This is a genomic window from Vulgatibacter incomptus (assembly GCF_001263175.1).
GTDB lineage: Bacteria > Myxococcota > Myxococcia > Myxococcales > Vulgatibacteraceae > Vulgatibacter > Vulgatibacter incomptus.
Genome location: NZ_CP012332.1, coordinates 461,755 through 479,012, shown reverse-complemented (window position 1 = coordinate 479,012; position 17,258 = coordinate 461,755). Strand labels below are relative to the sequence as shown.

At 70.8% G+C, this 17,258-nt stretch carries 16 protein-coding genes; 6 read left to right on the top strand and 10 right to left on the bottom strand.

Translation table 11 applies throughout. The annotated features are described in order from the left end of the window. Position 1: 1 nt before the first annotated feature. Complete coding sequence (gene truD, locus AKJ08_RS01895; protein WP_050724508.1) at positions 2-1,090, top strand: tRNA pseudouridine(13) synthase TruD; 1,089 nt, start codon at positions 2-4, stop codon at positions 1,088-1,090. Between the two features lie 7 nt (positions 1,091-1,097). Here the strand turns inward: truD and AKJ08_RS01890 are convergent, their stop codons facing one another. Together AKJ08_RS01890 and AKJ08_RS01885 are read right to left on the bottom strand one after the other, a co-directional pair. Further along, positions 1,098-1,373, bottom strand: coding sequence for a hypothetical protein (locus AKJ08_RS01890; protein WP_050724507.1), 276 nt, complete (start codon positions 1,371-1,373; stop codon positions 1,098-1,100). 70 nt (positions 1,374-1,443) lie between these two features. After that, the gene (locus AKJ08_RS01885; RefSeq protein WP_050724506.1) at positions 1,444-2,436 is read right to left on the bottom strand and encodes an alpha/beta fold hydrolase; all 993 of its coding nucleotides are present in this window, start codon (positions 2,434-2,436) and stop codon (positions 1,444-1,446) included. 129 nt (positions 2,437-2,565) lie between these two features. On the opposite strand from AKJ08_RS01885, the gene AKJ08_RS01880 reads away from it, so the two are divergent. The 4 genes from AKJ08_RS01880 to AKJ08_RS01865 all read left to right on the top strand — a co-directional run bounded on the left by AKJ08_RS01880 (position 2,566) and on the right by AKJ08_RS01865 (position 5,914). Continuing rightward, positions 2,566-3,762 (top strand): lactate racemase domain-containing protein, encoded by a 1,197-nt coding sequence (locus tag AKJ08_RS01880; protein ID WP_169788731.1) that lies wholly within the window; start codon positions 2,566-2,568, stop codon positions 3,760-3,762. A 113-nt stretch (positions 3,763-3,875) separates the two neighbouring features. After that, on the top strand, positions 3,876-4,232 hold the full coding sequence (locus AKJ08_RS01875; RefSeq protein ID WP_050724504.1) for a hypothetical protein: 357 nt from the start codon (positions 3,876-3,878) through the stop codon (positions 4,230-4,232). Between the two features lie 101 nt (positions 4,233-4,333). After that, positions 4,334-5,260, top strand: coding sequence for an N-acetylmuramoyl-L-alanine amidase-like domain-containing protein (locus AKJ08_RS01870; RefSeq protein ID WP_050724503.1), 927 nt, complete (start codon positions 4,334-4,336; stop codon positions 5,258-5,260). Positions 5,261-5,482: 222 nt separating this feature from the next. Further along, positions 5,483-5,914 carry a CopD family protein gene (locus tag AKJ08_RS01865; protein ID WP_050724502.1) on the top strand — a complete coding sequence of 144 codons (432 nt, stop codon included), beginning with the start codon at positions 5,483-5,485 and terminating at the stop codon, positions 5,912-5,914. Positions 5,915-5,960: 46 nt separating this feature from the next. On the opposite strand, the gene AKJ08_RS01860 is transcribed toward AKJ08_RS01865, so the two are convergent. Beyond that, positions 5,961-7,223 carry a Glu/Leu/Phe/Val family dehydrogenase gene (locus AKJ08_RS01860; RefSeq protein WP_050724501.1) on the bottom strand — a complete coding sequence of 421 codons (1,263 nt, stop codon included), beginning with the start codon at positions 7,221-7,223 and terminating at the stop codon, positions 5,961-5,963. A gap of 86 nt (positions 7,224-7,309) precedes the next feature. On the opposite strand from AKJ08_RS01860, the gene ppsA reads away from it, so the two are divergent. Then, a complete protein-coding gene (gene ppsA, locus AKJ08_RS01855) occupies positions 7,310-9,670 on the top strand; it encodes a phosphoenolpyruvate synthase (RefSeq protein WP_050724500.1) in 2,361 nt (786 codons plus the stop codon). Positions 9,671-9,678: 8 nt separating this feature from the next. Here ppsA and AKJ08_RS01850 read toward each other — a convergent pair whose 3' ends face one another. From AKJ08_RS01850 to AKJ08_RS01820, 7 genes are read right to left on the bottom strand one after another with little or no spacing between them, the layout of a single operon-like run. Beyond that, positions 9,679-10,395: a tetratricopeptide repeat protein gene (locus AKJ08_RS01850; protein ID WP_050724499.1), complete on the bottom strand. Its 717-nt coding sequence runs from the start codon at positions 10,393-10,395 to the stop codon at positions 9,679-9,681. After that, positions 10,392-12,281: a BatD family protein gene (locus AKJ08_RS01845; protein ID WP_050724498.1), complete on the bottom strand. Its 1,890-nt coding sequence runs from the start codon at positions 12,279-12,281 to the stop codon at positions 10,392-10,394. The genes AKJ08_RS01850 and AKJ08_RS01845 overlap by 4 nt, the downstream gene beginning before the upstream one ends. Positions 12,282-12,288: 7 nt before the next feature. Continuing rightward, a complete protein-coding gene (locus AKJ08_RS01840; RefSeq protein ID WP_050724497.1) occupies positions 12,289-13,278 on the bottom strand; it encodes a tetratricopeptide repeat protein in 990 nt (329 codons plus the stop codon). Next, positions 13,275-14,330 (bottom strand): VWA domain-containing protein, encoded by a 1,056-nt coding sequence (locus AKJ08_RS01835; protein WP_050724496.1) that lies wholly within the window; start codon positions 14,328-14,330, stop codon positions 13,275-13,277. The genes AKJ08_RS01840 and AKJ08_RS01835 overlap by 4 nt, the downstream gene beginning before the upstream one ends. Then, complete coding sequence (locus tag AKJ08_RS01830; RefSeq protein ID WP_050724495.1) at positions 14,327-15,358, bottom strand: VWA domain-containing protein; 1,032 nt, start codon at positions 15,356-15,358, stop codon at positions 14,327-14,329. The genes AKJ08_RS01835 and AKJ08_RS01830 overlap by 4 nt, the downstream gene beginning before the upstream one ends. Continuing rightward, a complete protein-coding gene (locus AKJ08_RS01825) occupies positions 15,355-16,368 on the bottom strand; it encodes a hypothetical protein (protein ID WP_050724494.1) in 1,014 nt (337 codons plus the stop codon). Before AKJ08_RS01825 ends, AKJ08_RS01830 begins: the two co-directional genes overlap by 4 nt. Continuing rightward, positions 16,365-17,258 (bottom strand): DUF58 domain-containing protein, encoded by an 894-nt coding sequence (locus AKJ08_RS01820; RefSeq protein ID WP_050724493.1) that lies wholly within the window; start codon positions 17,256-17,258, stop codon positions 16,365-16,367. The genes AKJ08_RS01825 and AKJ08_RS01820 overlap by 4 nt, the downstream gene beginning before the upstream one ends.

Here is a 17,258-nt window from a genome sequence, read left to right as displayed (position 1 = left end):
AGTGAAGGATTCCACTGGCGGCTCTGCTGCGGCGGGGCCGCTCCCGTTTGCGACCCGGGATCTCCCCGGGGTCCCCGCCCTCTTCAAGGCCGTGCCGGAGGACTTCCGGGTCGACGAGCTCCCCGCCTACCTGCCGAGCGGCGAGGGCGAGCACGTCTTCGTCCGGGTAGAGAAGCGCGGCCGTGACACCCGCGAGGTGGTCGCCGAGCTCTCACGGGCCCTGCGCTTCCCCGAGCGCGACGTGGGCGTCGCCGGGCTGAAGGATCGGCACGCCGTCACCACACAGTGGCTGAGCCTCGCGCGGATCGATCCCGCCGAAGCACTCACGCTCGCTGGCGAGGGGTGGCGGGTGCTCGAGGCGGCCCGGCACGGGAACAAGCTCCGCACCGGCCACCTCCGAGGGAACCGCTTCCGGATCCTCCTCCGCGGCGTGGACGAGGCCGGGGCCGTGCGTGCCAACGCCATCGCCGAAGCGCTCCGGCAACGGGGGCTTCCCAACTACTTCGGCCCGCAGCGCTTCGGTCGCAGCGGCGACAATGCCGAGGTCGGCCGGCTGCTCCTCCTCGGCAAGGACGATCCGCGGGCGCGCCGCGCGCTGCGGGATCACCGCATGCGCCGGTTCCTGGTGAGCGCCTTCCAGAGCGGGATCTTCAACCGCGTGCTCGCGGCGCGGCTCGAGGAAGGGACCTGGGCGACGCCGCTCGAGGGCGACGTGCTCCAGAAGCTGCCGGCCGGCGGACTATTCGTCTGCGCCGAGCCGTCGGTCGACCTCCCCAGGGTCGCGTCCTTCGAGTGCTCGATCACCGGACCGCTTCCCGGCGCGAAGGTGCGGCCCTCCCCCGTCGGCGAGCCCGCGAGGCTGGAGGACGCGATCCTCGCCGAGACCGGCGTTGGACCCGAGCACCTCGCGGCGAGCCGGGACGCCATGGGCGCCCGCAGGGCGCTGCGCCTGCCGCTCGCGCTGTCAATCGAGAGGGAGGACAACGGGATCCGGCTGGAGTTCGAGCTCCCGCCGGGCACCTACGCCACGAGCGTGATCCGGGAGCTCACGAAGGCCGGGCCGCCGCCCGAGCTGGACGGGGCGGGGTAAGGGCGAGCTATCGCTCCTCCGCCTCGGCCGCCCGGAGCTCGGCGTCGATGCGGTCGATCTCCTTCTGCTTGTCGATGGCCTCGAGGCGGTAGCGCGGCAGGACGTAGATGTTCGCGTTCATCCTCGCCGCGTCGCGCTCCTCTTCGAGAGCAGCCCGGCGGGCGCGAAGCTCCGCCACGTCCACCTTCTTCTCCTCCCGTGCATCGGGCACGTCGGCGTCCGCCAGCGCGAGGCCGGGGAGCGAGGCAGAGAGGAGCGTCGAGAGCAGGAGCGCGCGGACCATGGGATCTCCCGGTGCGAAGGAGGCCAGGATCGGCCGCGCCGTCTGGCCGCGTCAAGCCGAGCGCGCTCGCTCAGGACGCCGTGTCGACCACGTCCTTCTTCGGCGCCACGGAGCCCGCCGCCCGGCCGCCTTCGTGCAGCGTCAGGCGCGCGTGGGCGGCAGCACCGTTCGGGAAGACGCGCTCGCGGAGGAAGCGCCGGAGCCGCAGGTCGACCAGGCCGGGCTGCTCGATCAGGGCGGCGTGGGATCCGCCGGGGATCACCAGGAGCTCCGCCGACGGGATGAGCTCCGCCATCTCGCGGGCGACCCTCGGCGGGCAGAAGAGATCGCGGTCTCCGGCCACCACCAGCACCGGCACGTCGATGCGCGGCAGCAGATCGGTGGCGTCGTGATCGCGGATCCCCTTGGCCAGCGCGAAGAAGACCTTCGGATCGAGCCGCGCCATGTGCCGGAGGTAGCCGGGGACCCAGTCCTTCGGTGAGAGCGTGGGATGGACGATCGAGAGCTTGCGGATCACCCGGTCGGCGAGGCCCGGCTGCCACGCCGGGATCCCCGTGAGGCGCTTCACCAGGCCGGGGAACGCGTAGGACGTCACGCTGGCGACGTCGAAGATCCGGGGCGCGAGCCAGGGCAGATCGTAGAAGGTCGAGATGGCGTCGCGGTAGGTGCCGAGTGCCGGGACGAGGCCCGACACCCGCTCGGGATGCGCGCGATAGAACTCCCAGCCGAGCTGGGCGCCCATCGAGTGGCCGAGCAGGCAGGCCCGCTCCACACCGAGCCGATCGAGGAGGAGCCGCAGATCCTCGACGCAGGTCTCCAGGGTGAAGGCCTTGGGATTGCGCGGGTCGTCCGACCTCCCGTGCCCCCGATAGTCCCAGAGCAGCGTGGAGTACCCCTGGGCGGCGAAGCGCTCGGCGATCTGCTCCCAGAACGTGATGGTGACGCCCACCCCGTTCTGGCACACCAGCACCGGCCCGCTCCCGGCCTTGCGGTACCAGAGCCTGGTGCCGTCCTCGGCCGTTACGTAGCCCTCGCGCTCGTTCTCGCTGACCCGGTCCTCCAACCTCGTCCTCTTCGCGGCGAACATGTTGAATCAACTACGAAGCCGGACCACCCTATGCCGGCTCCGGGCCCGATTCCACGAGGCCCGGGTCGATGCTTCGCCACGCCCTGCCTTGAAGAAGAGATGAGCATGCCCAACGCTTCCTGCGCGCACCCACACCTGGCGGCCGGGCAGGCGCGTGCGAGCGAGCTCCGCTACGGGCGGGGAAGCCTCGCCCTCCCCGACCGCCTCCGCGACGCCATCCGCCTCCGGGGCTCCGAGCCTCCGCCGGTGCCGGATCCGCGCGCCACGCTCGAGGGGGCCCTCGCCCGACCGCTCGGGGCGCCCTCCCTCGCCGTCTTCGTCGAGCCGGGGGATCGGGTCGCGATCGTGGTCCAGCACGGCCTCGAGGCGCTCGCGGGGGCGGTGCTCGATCGGATCCGGGAGGTGGTGCTCGGGAGCGGCGCCTCCGCGATCTCGATCCGGACGGCCCGGGGGACGACGCTCGGCGATCCCTTCCCGGGTGGGACAGATGCACAGGGTGTCCTCTTCGAGCCGCTCGGACGCGCGCGTGGCCTGGGCGTCGTGCGGGTGGACCGCGAGGTCGCCAGGGCGGACAAGCTGGTCCTCGTCGGCGGCACCTCGTTCGACCCCCTCGCCGGATTCGGAGGGGGCGCGGCGCTCGTCGCGACGGGCTGCGCCGACGAGGCGACGATCTCCGCGATCCTCCGCGCCGGAGACACGCAGTCGGCGGCACCGGGAATCCTCGAGTCGAACCCGGTGCACGAGGCGATCCGAACGGCGGCCGCCCTCGCGCCGCCGGCCTTCCTGGTCCAGCTCGACTTCCAGCGGGGCGGCCGCCTCGCCGGTGTCTTCGCCGGGGATCCCGACCTCGCCTTCGCAGCGGCGGTGGCGTTCCACTCGAAGTGGCATCGGATCACACTCGAAAAACCGCTGGACCTCGTCGTCGCGTCGGCCGGAGGCGATCCCTTCGATCGAAGGCTCTCGGATGCGCTGCCGGCGCTGGCCGCCGCATGCAACGCGGTCCGGCCGGGGGGCGCCGTGATCCTCTGCGCCGAGTGTCCGGAGGAGGACGCTCCTGGGGTCGCGGCCCTCTCGTGGCTCGTCACCGGCATCGCATCCGGGCGCATCACTTCCGCGCGCATCGCGTCCCGGGTCGAGTGTGCGATTATATCACGGGCTCATCCGGCTTCGATTCTAGGTGTGAGAGGGATTCGTGCAGTATCCGACATCGCCGAGGCGCTCGAGCTCATCCCCGCCGGCCGCGCCGGGATCCTCGAAGACGGGCGTACCCTGCCCCTCGTGACCGCTCCCGCCCCCCGGTAGCGGCCCTCCACAGCGACTTCAAGATTCGTGTACTCGACCGGTGGACAGCCCCGGCTTTTGGTGTATCGTGCCCGTCACTCATACATGCACCTCTGGTGCGAAAGGAAGCCTCCATGTCGAAGCTTGCAACGAAGTGGTTCGTGATGGCTCTTGCGATTGCCGCGATGGGCCTGGCGGCATGTGGTGACGACAAGAAGACGGGTACGGGCTCGAGCGAGCTCGTGCCCAACCCGGACTACGTCTGCGCGACCGAGCCCGCGGGCGAGGCCTGCATGGATTGCGCCATGAAGACCGGGGAGTGCGGGATGGAAGGCGGTGCGTGTGCAGAGGCCATGGACAAGTTCACCGAGTGTGCCATGACCTGCGAGCCGACCGACAAGACCTGCTGCTTCGACGTGGCCATGGCGTTCAACAAGTGCCTGAAGGACAGCTGCGAGCTCGCGGCGTCCTGCCTGCCCTACAAGAGCTAAGCGGGTACGTCCCCTGCCCTTCGTCCGTCGCTGCTTCGTTGCGGCGGACGAAGGGCGTCGTTTGTAGGGCTTGGTGCGCGGTCGTGGTTAGAATCGGCCCGATGCGATCACCGCTCGCCATCCTGCTCGCCCTCCTTCCGCTCGCTTCCCTTCCGCTCGGCAGCGTGGCGATGGCGTCCCAGCCGAAGGAGACCCACCCCGTCCAGCCTGCCCGCTTTCCCCGCTCGAGCCGAGAAGGCATCGTGAGCGCGATCGCGCGCCTGTCGACCCTGCCGGGCGGCTGGGAGCGCACACGCGCCGCCTCCGAGGCCTTCCTGGGCGCCCGCTACCGTCGTGCCCCGCTTGGCGACGGCGGCTCCTCGGGGCCGAGGCTCCGGTGGGACGCCGTGGACTGCCTCACCTTCGTCGAGACGTCGCTGGCTGTCGGCGAGGCGCGGAGCCTGGACGAGGTCGAGCCCATCCTCGACGACATCCGCTACGAGGGCGGCAAAGCGCCCTCCTTCGAGAGTCGCCTCCACCTCATGGAGGCCCAGTGGATCCCCGACCTGATCCGCAAGGGCTATGTCGAGGAGGCCACCCGACGCCTGGGCGGCGATCGCGTGATCGAGGCCTCGGTCACCTACACCGCCGAGAGCTGGGCGAAGCGCGAGGACCTGAAGGGCCAGCCGTGGAGCCCGCGGCTCGCGGGGACCCACTCCATTCCGGTGATCCCGCTGGACGCCGCGATCGAGCTCGGCCCCTCGCTCCCCGAGGGGCTGGTCCTGAACGTGGTGCGGGTCCCAGCCGCCGGAAAGGTCAGCCTGATCACGCACACCGGCCTCGTGGTCGTGAAGGACGGCAAGCGCTTCGTGCGCCACGCCGCCCTCGCCGAGCGCGAAGTGATCGACGAGCCGATCGAGCGCTTCCTTCGCCGCCACGCGGGGATGCGCTCGCGGCGGGTGCTCGGTGTGAACCTGCTCGCGGTGCGGCCCAACGCCGAGCGCGCCCGCCGTGCGGCGGAGTCGCGCCTCCTCGACACGAGCCGTTGAGAGTTCGTGAAGAATTCACGAACTCTCGCGAGCCGGAGGCGAGCAAACGAAAAGGAGCGCTTCTCGCGCGCAGCGCGAGATGAAGAATCGGGCCCGCTCCCGCGGGACCGATTTCTTCATACGCTTCGACGCCGACTCGAGCGAGGCGGGTTGACCCGCCCCGACCGGGCCGTTAGTCATGGTCGACCGTCACACGACGCAGACCGACGCCCGGAGATCCCGATGTTCGCCCTCTTGAAGCTCCTGCACATCTTTGGATTCATCGCCTGGTTCTCGGGCCTCCTCGGAACCACCGCTGCCCAGGTGGCCGTGCGCAAGGCGCAGAGCGCAGAGGGCCGCCAGGCAGCCTGGTCGGTGATGAACCGGCTGGTCCCCAACGAGATCTTCGGCATGATCCTGACGCCGCTGGCCGGGATCGCGCTCACGGTCCACGCCGGCATGGGCAAGCTCGGCTTCGTCCACACCAAGATGCTCCTGGTGCTCATCGCCGTCGTCTTCAACGTCCTCGTCATCGTCGCCCGCAAGAAGGCGGCCCCGCGGATCGCGGAGGGCGGCCCCGAGCTCGGCTCTGCGCTGAAGCGGATGGCGATGTTCCAGGGGATCGCCACCCTGATGCTGCCCGCCGCCGTCGTCGTCGTGATGCTGCTGCGGTAGCGCGCCTGAGTCCGTTGCGGGGACGCTGCCCGCAGCGGATTCTCACTCAGGGAAAGAGCCCGCGAAGCTTCATCGCTTCGGCGAGCCGGCCCATCCCGTGGGTGAGGGCGGCGGTGCGCATGTCGAGCTTCCTCCGCTCGGCGACATCGAGGACCTCGCGGAAGGCCTTCGAGAGGATCGCCCTCAGCCGCCCGTCGATCTCGTCCGCGGTCCAGAAGAAGTACTGCAGCGACTGCACCCACTCAAAGTAAGAGACCGTCACACCTCCTGAGTTGGCGAGCACGTCCGGGAGCACGAAGATGTCGCTCTGGTCGCGCAGGATGGCGTCGGCGTCGGCGTTGACAGCGCCATTCGCGCCCTCCGCCAGGATCCGGCAGCGGAGCTTTTCCACGTTCTTCCCGGTGATCACGCCGCTCACGGCTGCCGGCGCGACGATGTCCACGGGCAGCTCCAGGAGCTCCCCCTTCGGGAGCGTCTCGACGTCGGGGAATTCCAGCAGCTTGCCGCCCTCCTGGTAGTGTCGCCTCAGCGCGGGGATGTCGAGGCCACCCTTGGAGTAGACGGCTCCCTTGACGTCCTCGACCGCGACCACCTTCACGCCGAGCTCGTGGAGATGGAGCGCGAGCTCGCTGCCCACGTTCCCGAAGCCCTGGACGGCGGCGGTGATCTTGGGGCCGAGCTCGATGCCCAGGTGCGCCGCGGCGTCCTGGACCAGATAGACCACGCCTCGGCCCGTCGCCTGGAGGCGTAGCAGGGATCCTCCGATCTCGATGGGCTTCCCCGTGACCGCCGCCGGGATCGCGTGCCCCTTCTGCTGCGAGTAGGTGTCCATCATCCACGACATGATCTGTTCGTTCGTCCCCAGGTCCGGCGCGGGGATGTCGAAGTCGGGTCCGATGTCGTTGATGATCTCCGCCGTGAACCGCCGCGTCAGACGCTGGAGCTCGCCGCGGCTGAGCTTCGAGGGATCGACGCGGACCCCGCCCTTGGCGCCGCCGAAGGGGATCCCGACCAGCGCGCACTTCACGGTCATCAGCATGGCGAGGGCGGTGGTCTCGCCCAGGTTCACGTCGGGAGAGAAGCGGATCCCGCCCTTGAACGGGCCGCGGGTGTTGTTGTGCTGCACCCGGTAGCCGTGGAAGGTCTCCACACGATCGTCGTCCATGCGAACGGGCACCGTCACGATCACGGCCCGATCGGGGAAGCGCAGCCGCCGGCGGATGTTCGGATCGAGCTTCATCGTCTCCGCCGTGTGCTCGAAGAGCGCAACTGTCGAGCGGTACAGCGGATCGTCCCATTCCATCTCCATCGAGAGAACCCCGCATCAGGCGAGCGGCCACGCCGCGGCCACGTCTCCGAATCGTGGCTATTGAGAGGCGAAAGAGGGAGGCCTCGATGAGCTGCATCGCCTGGTTCGAAGAGCTGGACAGAGAGGACGTGGCTCGTGCGGGGGGCAAGGGCGCGAACCTCGGCGAGCTCACGAAGGCCGGGCTACCGGTGCCGCAGGGCTTCGTGGTGACCACGGAGGCCTGGCGGCGCTTCCTGGAGGCCAGCGAGCTCGCCACGCGGATCGACGATCGTCTCGAGGGGCTGGACCTGGACGACGACGCCGCCCTCGAGGAGCAGGCGCGGGAGCTCCGGGAGCTGGTGAAGAAGGCATCGCTCCCGAAGGGCCTGCACGACGAGATCGCCGCCGCGTACCGGGAGCTGGCGAGCCGCGACGGCGGCGCCGAGCCCCAGGTGGCAGTGCGCTCCTCCGCCACCGCGGAGGACGCGAGCGCCGCCTCATTCGCGGGGATGTTCCGGACCTTCCTCAACATCCGCGGCGAGGAGGAGCTCGTCCGGGCGGTGAAGGGATGCTGGGCCTCGCTCTTCACCCCTCGGGCCCTCTTCTACTGGAAGCGGAAGGGCACGGAGGGGCAGGAGCGGGCCATCGCCGTCGTCGTCCAGGAGATGGTCGAGGCGGAGAAGGCGGGCGTGATGTTCACCGTCGATCCGGCGACCTCCGATCGGAGGCGGATCGTGATCGAGTCCGCCTGGGGCCTCGGCGAGTCGGTGGTGAGCGGTGAGGTCGAGCCGGATCGCTACGTCGTGGACAAGCGCACCCTCGAGATCCGCGAGCGGCACCCAGGGCACAAGGGCTTCGAGATGGTGCTCGACGAGGACACGGGCGAGAACCGCCGGCACGATCTCCCGCCCGACAGGGGCGCCAGCCTCACGCTCGAAGACGCCGAGGTGCGCGAGCTCGCCGAGCTCGCCGTCCGCACGGAGGACCACTACGGGGCCCCTCAGGACATGGAGTTCGCCGTCGCCGGGGGATCGATCTACGTGGTGCAGACGCGGCCGGTGACGACCCTCCCGGAGGCCCCTCGAGAGGAGGCCCCTCGAGAGGAGGCCCATGGAGAGGAGGCCCATGGAGAGGAGGAGAAGTCGCGTCCCGCGGAAGAGGCAAAGGCCGAGAGGGAGGTCCTCGCCAAGGGCCTCGCCGCAAGCCCCGGCTTCGCAACTGGACGTATTCGAGTCCTTCACTCGCCCAAGGAGGGGCAGAGACTGCAATCCGGCGAGATCCTCGTGGCGCCCATGACCACGCCCGACTGGGTGCCGGTGATGAAGCGCGCGAGCGCGATCGTCACCGACCGGGGCGGCATGACCAGTCACGCGGCGATCGTGTCCCGCGAGATGGGCCTGCCCTGCATCGTGGGCACGCGCGAGGGGACGGAGGTGCTGGAGGACGGCGAGACCGCCACCGCCGACGGCGACGAGGGCGTGGTCTACCGCGGGGAGGTCGAGCTCCGTCCCCCGGTGAAGGCAGCTCCTACGGCCAGGCGCGCGGCCCAGGTCACGGCCACCCGCCTCTACGTCAACCTCGCCCAGACCGAGCGCGCCGAGGAGATCGCCGCGCGCGACGTCGACGGAGTCGGTCTCCTGCGAGCCGAGTTCCTGATCCTCGACGCCCTCGGGAACGTCCACCCCCGGCTCCTCCTGGATCGGGGCCGCAGCTCCGACTTCGTCGACAAGCTGGCGGCGAGCCTCGAGGAGATCGCCGGGCCCTTCCATCCGAGGCCCGTCACCTACCGGAGCATGGACTTCCGCACCAACGAGTTCCGCGGCCTCGAGGGAGGCGAGGAGTTCGAGCCCGAAGAAGAGAACCCGATGATCGGCTACCGCGGCTGCTTCCGCTACGTGAACGAGCCGGAGCTCTTCCGCTTGGAGCTCGAGGCCCTCGGGCGGGTGCGGGAGCGCTTCCCCAACGTGCGGCTGATGATCCCCTTCGTGCGCACCGCCTGGGAGCTCGCCGCGTGCAAGCGGATCGTGGACGAGAGCGGGCTCGCCAAGAGAAAGGGCTTCGAGCTCTGGGTGATGGCCGAGGTGCCCTCGGTCGCGTACTGGATTCCGACGTACGCCGAGGCCGGGATCGCCGGCGTCTCGATCGGCTCGAACGATCTCACCCAGCTCATGCTCGGCGTCGACCGCGACAGCGAGGAGCTCCGCGAGCTCAACGATCCGCGCGACCCCTCGGTGGTCGACGCGATCCGGACCATCATCCGCCGCTGCCTGGAGGCCGGGATCCCCTCGTCGATCTGCGGCCAGGCGCCCTCGGTCTATCCGGACTACGCGGAGATGCTGGTGCGCGCCGGGATCGACTCGATCTCCGTCAACCCCGACGCGATCGACCGCACGCGCCAGCACATCGCCGCCGCCGAGCGCCGCCTGCTCCTCGAGGCCGCCCGCTCCGAGAGGGGCATCGTCCGCTAGGGCGGCGGCTATCTGGGCGGCGCGTCGATGCGCTCGAGCTTCTCGGTCTCGAGCCAGCCCGAGGGGCCGCCAGGGAGCTCCACCCGGGTGAAGCGACCGACGGTGGACGTCGCACGGAGCGCGAGCGCCTCCTGGACGGGGAAGGCGACCTTGGCGCCGGGGTCGGGGGCCTCGCGGGCGTCGCCGGCGGAGACCACCACGGACCAGCCTTCGCCGCGGACCTGCGCAGTGGCCCAGGTCGCGGCCCCGGCGAGGGCGCTGCCGGCGAGGAGGACGGCGGCTGCGATGCCCAGCGCCAGGCGAGGGGCCGGGCTCCACGCGCGGCGCATCCTCGCCAGGACCAGCGCGCACGCGAGGATCCAGGTGAGCAGCAGCACCCCCGAGGCCAGGTCGGGATCGATCCGGGCGCCGACGCGGGCGACGAAGGGGAGCGGGCGGCTCGAAGCGCCGGCGCGGGCCACCTGGGCGCGGACGAGCTCGAGGTTGGCGCGGGCCTCGGCGTCGCCCGGATCGCGCCGCAGGGCGCGCTCGAAGGCGAGCGCGGCGCGCCCGTGCTGGCCGGCGCGGTAGCAGGCGTTGCCGAGGTTGAACCAGAGATCCGCGGAGTCGACGCCCGCCCCGAGCGCGGCGTCGTAAGCCGAGATCGCGGCGGCGTAGTCGCCAGAGAGATAGGCCTGGTTGCCCGCGAGAGCCTCCCGGGCAGCGAGTTCCCGATCGAAGCTCATCGGCTCCTTCCCGCCTCGAGAGCGTCCACCGCGCCGGTGGCGCTCGAGAGCGCCCGCCGAGCCGCGCCGGCGTCCATGGTGCCAGGTGCGAAGCGCCCCGCGTCGCACGCGTCGAGGGCGTCGCGCAGCGCCTCGATCGCATGGGGCGGCGCACCGGCGTCGGTCAGGAACGACGAGAGCCGATCCCGGGTCAGCCCGAACGCGCTGCGGCCGTAGCGGCTCTCCAGATAGGCGTGCAGGGCGCGATCGAGCTCCTCGAAGACGCGCGGGTCGCCGTCGTCGGCGAGGGCCTGCGCGCCGGCGAGGCGCCTCTGCGCCAACCGGCCGGCGCCCTTCGCCCGGCGATCGCCCTCGCCCCGCTCCCGCGCGGCCCGGAGGCGTGGGACGGCGAAGGAGCCCAGGAGCGCAAGGGCGGGGAGCCCGAGGGCGAAGACGAACCACGGCCTCTCGTGGAGGGGCGTGCGGGCGCCCTCGAGCACCGCCGCCGTGCGGATGCCGGCCAGGCCGCCCGAGTCGTCGCCGCGGGCCATGGGGCGCGCCTCGGGCGCCGCAGGCTGCGGAGCGGCCTCCTTGCCGGGCAGGACCGTGAGCTCGATCGACGCGGTCTTCGCGACGTCGAAGGTCTCGGTTGCGGGGTCGAAGTACGGGAGCTCGAGGGCGGGGATCGTGAAGGCGCCGGCCCTCTCCGGTACGAGCACGTACTCGAGGGTCCGGCGGCCGCCGAAGTGGCCCCGCTGGACGGTCACCTCGTCGGAGAGGGTCGGCTCGAAGGTCTTCATCCCGTCGATCTCCGGGAGCTTCGGGAGCTCCAGGCTCCGGAGATTGCCGACGCCGCTCGCGGAGAGCCGAAGGGTGATCGGCGCGCCCCACGCCGCCGTCTTCGGCGACGCCTCGGCGTCGAGCGTCCAGGTCCCCACGCTCGCCGGCGCGAAGCCCGCAGGCGCGCCGCCGGGCAGCGGTTTCACCGTGATCTCGATCGGCTGCGACCTGCGCTTCGCTTTGCCGCGCCGCGAGAAAAAGCCGTTGCCGGTGACCACGTCCACCTCGGCGGGCTGGATCGAGAGCACCCCATCGCGCAGCGGGAAGAGCGCCCGCCGGCGCAGCAGATAGACGCGCCAGGGGACACCGTCGATCACCTTCGTCTGCCCGGAGATCTGCGTCGGGCTCTCGAGATCCTCGGTCCAGAAGCCGTCGAACTTGGGGATCTGGAAGCCGTCGATTCCGCCCACATCCATGCGCGACAGCAGCGCGATGGTGAGCGTCACCTGCTCGCCGGGGTAGACCTCGCGCTTGTCGACGGACGCGCGGAGGAGGACGTCGCCCTCAGCGGGCGGGGCGCCGGTGCCGAAGGGATCGAAGTCGTCGTCCTGCCCCGGGAGCGGCGGGAACCCGCCGGGGAAGCCGCCGAAGGGCGAAGCACGCGGCGACGCGCGAGGCGCCGGCCCGTTCCTCGCCTGGCCCTGCCCTGTTCCGCCGACGCGAATGGTGAGCCTGCCGGTCTCGTAGCGCCTTCCCTCCAGGACGGCGACGCCCGGGCGGATCGCCAGCTCGCCCTCGCGGGTGGGCCGGAGGACGATGGTGTAGACGCGGGTCTTCTTGAAGCCGCCGCCGCCGGTGCCGAAGCCCATGGCGTACTGCTCGGAGCGGCCCTGGGAGACCACGTCGAAGTCGGGCGCCTGCGGGAGCTCGAAGGGCTTGGGCTCCTTGTTGCCGTTCACGGCGAGCGTCACCGAGAGCGTGACCGTCTCGTCCAGGCCGATCGAGTCGCGGTCGACCGTGGCGTAGTACTCGAGCGCGTCGTCCGCCCGCGCTGCGAACGGGAGGCCCACGTGCGCCAACAGCAGCGCCGTCGCCATCGCCGCGCGAACGAGCCCCGCTCCGCGCACGGCTGCGCTACCAGTCCTTTTCCGCATCGGTGTGCTTCCCCTTCTTCTGGTAGCGCCAGAGCTGGAAGCTCCGCTCGCTTCCGCGCAGGGTGTCGAGGATCCGCTCAGCCTCGGTGCGCGAGTGCTCGGGCTCGGTGCCCTCGTCGCCGTGGGCGGCCCCGGAGGCCTCCTGCGGATCCTGCTGGCGAGCCTGCGCCTGCTGTTCCTGCTGCTGGTCCGGCTGCGGCTGGTCCTGTTGCTGGGCCTGCTTCTGCTCGTCCTGTTTCTGGTCCTGCTGCTGCGCCTGATTCTGCTCGTCCTGCTTCTGCTCATTCTGCTGCTGCGCCTGTTTCTGCTCGTCCTGCTTCTGCTGATCCTGCTGCTGCGCCTGCTTCTGCTCGTCCTGCTTCTGCTGATCCTGCTGCTGCGCCTGCTTTTGCTCGTCCTGCTTCTGCTGATCCTGCTGCTGCGCCTGCTTCTGCTCGTCCTGTTGCTGCTGATCCTGCTGCTGCGCCTGCTTCTGCTCGTCCTGCTGCTGCTGATCCTGCTGCTGCTCGTCCTGGTTCTGCTGGTTCTGCTTCTGCTGCTCCTGTTTCCGTCGAAGGAGCACCTCGAGGTTCCGCCGCGCCTCCTCGTCGTCCGGATCGATCTCCAGCGCGTGCCGGAACGCCTGCATCGCCTCGTCCGGCTTGTTCATCGCCGCGAGGGAGTTGCCCATGTTGTAATAATCATTCACACCCAGAGCACCGATGCTCCGACGCGAGAGCGCCTGCGTGAACGCCTCCACCGCCTCCTCGTATCGCCCCAGGGCGTGGAGCGCGGTTCCGCGGTCGAAGTGGACCTCGCCCAGCTCGGGATGCGCGCGGGCCGCCTCGTCGTAGTGCCGGAGCGCCGCCTCCGCGTCGCCGGCCGCCAACGCCTGGTTGCCCGCGGCGATCTCCGGCTCCGGCTTGTCCAGGAGCCCCGCTCCCGCGATCGCCGGCAAGAAGAGCAGACATCCGATCGCGAGCCACCTCACTCGTCCCTCCCCCGCTCGCGGAGGAGCGCGCCCGCCACCAGGAACAGGAAGCCCGGCAGCGCGAGGTAGGAGAACGCCTCGCCGTACTGGAAGCCGGACACCGCATCGAGCTCGCTCCTCTCGAGCTTGTGGAGCGCGGCGACCAGCTCGCCCATCCCCAGGTCGGCGCCGGCAGCCGCCACGTAGGTCCCCTTGGTGGCGGCAGCGAGGGCGCGGAGCTGACCGTCGTCGAGCTTCGACATCACGGTGTTTCCCTGGTGATCCTTCCGGTAGCCGACGATCTTCCCCCTCGAATCCAGGATCGGCACCGGCGTCCCCTGGTCCGAGCCGATCCCCAGCGCGAAGATCCTCACGCCGTCGTTGGCGAGCGCTTCCGCCGCTGCCTGGGCCTCGCCCTGGTGGTCCTCGCCGTCGGTCAGGAGCAGCACCACCTTCGACGCCGCGCCGCGATCCGCCGCCCGGAACATGCTCCCCGCCGTCCGGAGCGCCTCCGCCAGAGCGGTACCCTGGGAGGGCATGGCCTCCGGATCGATCGCGCGCAGGAAGAGCTTCGCCGCGCCGTAGTCCGTGGTGAGCGGGCACTGCACGAACGCGTCGCCGGCGAAGGTCACCAGGCCCACTCGATCTCCCTGGAGCCTGTCGATGAGGGTCTGGAGCTCCAGCTTGGCGCGCTCGATGCGCGAGGGCAGCACGTCGCGGGCGAGCATCGACCGCGACGCGTCCACGGCCACCACGAGGTCGATGCCGCGGCGGTGGGCGACGTCCGCCTTCTCGCCGAGCTGCGGCCGCAGCAGGGCGAGGGAGAGGGCCAGCAGGCCGAGCGAGCCGAGGGCGGCCTTCGCGATCATGCGGCCAACCGAGACACCGCCGCCGAGCTTCGCCGCGAGCCGCTCCGTGCCGGCGAGCTCCCGCAGGGCCCTGCGCCTCGCAACGATCCCCCAGGCCCCGACCAGCGCGCACGCGAGCACCGCCGCCACGAGCCAGGCCCTGTCGGGCCTCGCGATCCGCAGCGACTCGCCGAGGAGATGGAGGTCGATGGGGTCGATGCTCATGGGAACCGCCGGAAGCGAGTCGCCGAGAGGACGACCTCGAGGCAGCCGAGGAGGAGCGCCGGCAGGAGGAAGAGATCGAAGAGCTCGGTGACGTTGGAGAGCTGCCGGGCCTCGACGATCCGCGTCTTCTCGAGCTCGGCCAGGACCTGCTGCAGGTTTCCCTCGAGAGAGGCCTTGTCGGTGGCGATGTAGGACGAGGCGCCGGTGGTGCGGGAGATGTCCTCGAGGAGCGCGGGGTTCACGGCGACCTTCACGTTGTTGAAGACCTGATGCCCGAAGACGTCCATTCCCGCGGGAAACGGGACCCGGCAGCCCTCCGGATCGTCGCAGACCCTGCCCACGAGGATCGTGTAGACCGGGATCCCCAGCTCCTTCGCCATCCCCGCCGCCTCCATCGGCGAGATGCTGCCCGCGTTCGAGTCACCGTCGGTGATGAGGATGACCACGCGGCTCTTCGCGTCGCTGTCGCGGAGGCGGTTGAGCGAGGTGCCGATCGCGTTGCCGATCGCCGTGCCGTCGGGGATCGCGCCGATCCGCACCTGGGAGAGGATCTCGCGCAGCACTCCGTGATCCAGGGTGAGCGGACACTGGGTGTAGGCCTCCCCGGCGAAGACCACGAGGCCGATCCGGTCGTTCCGACGGCGCGAGACGAAGTCGTCGAGGACCTCCTTGGCGGCGTGGATCCGATCCTTCGGCTGGAAATCCACCGCGTTCATCGAGCTGGAGAGGTCCAGGGCCACGACGACGTCGATCCCCTCGACCGAGAGGTCGCGGGCCTCGGCCGCGTGGCCCACCGGCCTCGCCAGCGCGATCGCGGCGGCGCCCACCGCAAGAACGGCGAGCGCGGTAGGGATCCAGCGCAGGCGCGCGAGGGTGCCGCGGCCCGCCTGGGCAACGGCGAGAAGCGGCGGAAACACGAGCCTGGGCGTTCGCCGTGCGCCGGCCCGCGCCGCCCAGACGATCAGCGGCACCGCCAGGAGCAGGAGGAGCGCCCATGGCTCGGCCAGCTCGTAGCCTCCGAGCTTCATCGTGGATCGCCCCCTATCGCGGCCTCGGCTCCCTCCGCGCTCCGCTCCACCTCGCGGATCGCCGCGGCCACTGCCTGGACCATCTCGCGGGCGTGGCCGAGATCGGCCGCCGCGTCTTCCGCCATCACCGTCGCCCCCGCGTAGCGCGCGAGATCCGCGCGTCCGAGCCAGAGCTCGAACGCGGGGACCGCCAGGCCCGGCACGTGCTGCTTCTCGAGGGCGGCGCGAAGCTCTTCGCTCGTCATGTCCGGGGCGGCGATCCCGGCCGCCTCTAGGAGATAGGAGCGCATCACCTCCGAGAGGCGGAAATAGTGCTCCCGCCCCTTGCCCGCCGAGGCGAGCCCGAGGCCCTCGAGATCCCGCAGGGCCGCGAGCGCCCGCTCCTCGGCGCTCTGCCGGGGCAGCGTTTCGCCGCCGGCCTTCGTTCGCGCCAGCCGCCGCCACACCGCGACCGCGAGGGCGATCGCGACACCAGCGCCGAGCCCGATCCAGACCAGCGTGTAAGAGGGGACTCGCACCTCCTGTGGAGGTCTCGAGCCGGCGAGCTCGGTCTCCTCGGTGCTGCCGACGATCGTCACCGGCGCACCGGGGACGCGCAGCACCTTGGCGCCGTCCTTCGAGCGGACCTGGAGCACGATGTCCGGGAGCGCCGCGTCTCCGAGGGAGTCGAAGATCGACGCCTCGATCCGGAAACGGGTGATCGCGACGCCACCCTCCTCGCTCGCCTCGGTCTCGGCCTTGCGAACGGACGCATTGCCCAGGGTGAGAGGCTTCGGGAGCTCGTAGCGATCCGAGGGCTCGTGCCGGATTTCGATCTCGTAGACGAAGGGCCGACCCAGGGCGACCCGGGAGGGCTCCGCCTTCGCTGTCAGGCCAAGGGGTACCGCCTCCGGCTGCTCCGTCGACGCCTCGGCTCGGGCCGTCGACGCGGCGAGGGCCACGAGGAGCGCCATCGCGAGCTGCGCCACGGGCCGAGCCGGCCGGGCCGATCCGAACGACCTCTTCCTCAAGCGAGGCTCCTCCGCTTCGCCCGCGCGTGGAAGAAGCGCAGCAGGGGGCCGACGTAGTCCTCGCCGCAGTGGATCTCCACGTGGTCGAGGTCCAGCCTGCGGAAGAGCCGCGCCCGGAGCTCCGCCTGCTTCTCCATCACCTCGCGGTAGCGCTTCCGGACCTTTGCGTCTCTCAGGTCCACCGGCAGGATCCGCCCGTCCTCCGGATCCTCCATTAGCACGATCCCCAGCGGCTTCAGCGCGAGCTCGAAGGGATCGGTGATCGCGATCGGCACCAGGTCGTGGCGCCGGCTCGCCACCCGCAGGGCGCGCTCGGCTCCGGGCCCGCCGGGGACCTGGAAGTCCGAGAGGACGAAGGTCACCGTGCGCCGGCGCTGCAGCTTGCCGAGGAAGCCCAGCGCGCCCTCGAGGTCCGTCCCCCGCCCCTCGGGCTTCGCCGTGAACAGCTCGGAGATCAGCGCCAGCACGTGCTTGCGGCCCTTCTTCGGCGGGATGAAGCGCTCGATCCGGTCGGTGAAGAGGATCGCGCCCACCCGGTCGTTGTTCGTGATCGCCGAGAACGAGAGCAGCGCCGCCACCTCCGCGGCCACCTCGCCCTTGGTTTTCTCCACCGTCCCGAAGTCCTGCGAACGCGAGAGGTCCACGAGGAGCATCACGGTGAGCTCCCGCTCCTCCGTGAAGACCTTGACGTGGGGCTCCTGGAGCCGGGCCGTGACGTTCCAGTCGATGGTGCGGATCTCGTCGCCGGGCTCGTAGGGGCGCACCTCGGAGAAGGCCATGCCCCGTCCCTTGAACGTGGACGAGTACTGCCCCGCCAGCGTGTCATTCACCGCGCGCCGGGTGGTGATCTCGATCCGGCGGATCCGGGATATGAGCTCCTTGGAGATCAT

Bases quoted from the DNA above. Each gene is read 5' to 3' on its own strand.
- AKJ08_RS01865 (WP_050724502.1), top strand. From the start codon at position 5,483: ATGTTCGCCCTCTTGAAGCTCCTGCACATCTTTGGATTCATCGCCTGG.
- AKJ08_RS01890 (WP_050724507.1), bottom strand. From the start codon at position 1,373: ATGGTCCGCGCGCTCCTGCTCTCGACGCTCCTCTCTGCCTCGCTCCCC.
- AKJ08_RS01860 (WP_050724501.1), bottom strand. From the start codon at position 7,223: ATGGAGATGGAATGGGACGATCCGCTGTACCGCTCGACAGTTGCGCTC.
- AKJ08_RS01820 (WP_050724493.1), bottom strand. From the start codon at position 17,258: ATGATCTCCAAGGAGCTCATATCCCGGATCCGCCGGATCGAGATCACC.
- AKJ08_RS01870 (WP_050724503.1), top strand. From the start codon at position 4,334: ATGCGATCACCGCTCGCCATCCTGCTCGCCCTCCTTCCGCTCGCTTCC.
- AKJ08_RS01880 (WP_169788731.1), top strand. From the start codon at position 2,566: ATGCCCAACGCTTCCTGCGCGCACCCACACCTGGCGGCCGGGCAGGCG.
- AKJ08_RS01830 (WP_050724495.1), bottom strand. From the start codon at position 15,358: ATGAAGCTCGGAGGCTACGAGCTGGCCGAGCCATGGGCGCTCCTCCTG.
- AKJ08_RS01835 (WP_050724496.1), bottom strand. From the start codon at position 14,330: ATGAGCATCGACCCCATCGACCTCCATCTCCTCGGCGAGTCGCTGCGG.
- AKJ08_RS01850 (WP_050724499.1), bottom strand. From the start codon at position 10,395: ATGAGCTTCGATCGGGAACTCGCTGCCCGGGAGGCTCTCGCGGGCAAC.
- AKJ08_RS01875 (WP_050724504.1), top strand. From the start codon at position 3,876: ATGTCGAAGCTTGCAACGAAGTGGTTCGTGATGGCTCTTGCGATTGCC.
- ppsA (WP_050724500.1), top strand. From the start codon at position 7,310: ATGAGCTGCATCGCCTGGTTCGAAGAGCTGGACAGAGAGGACGTGGCT.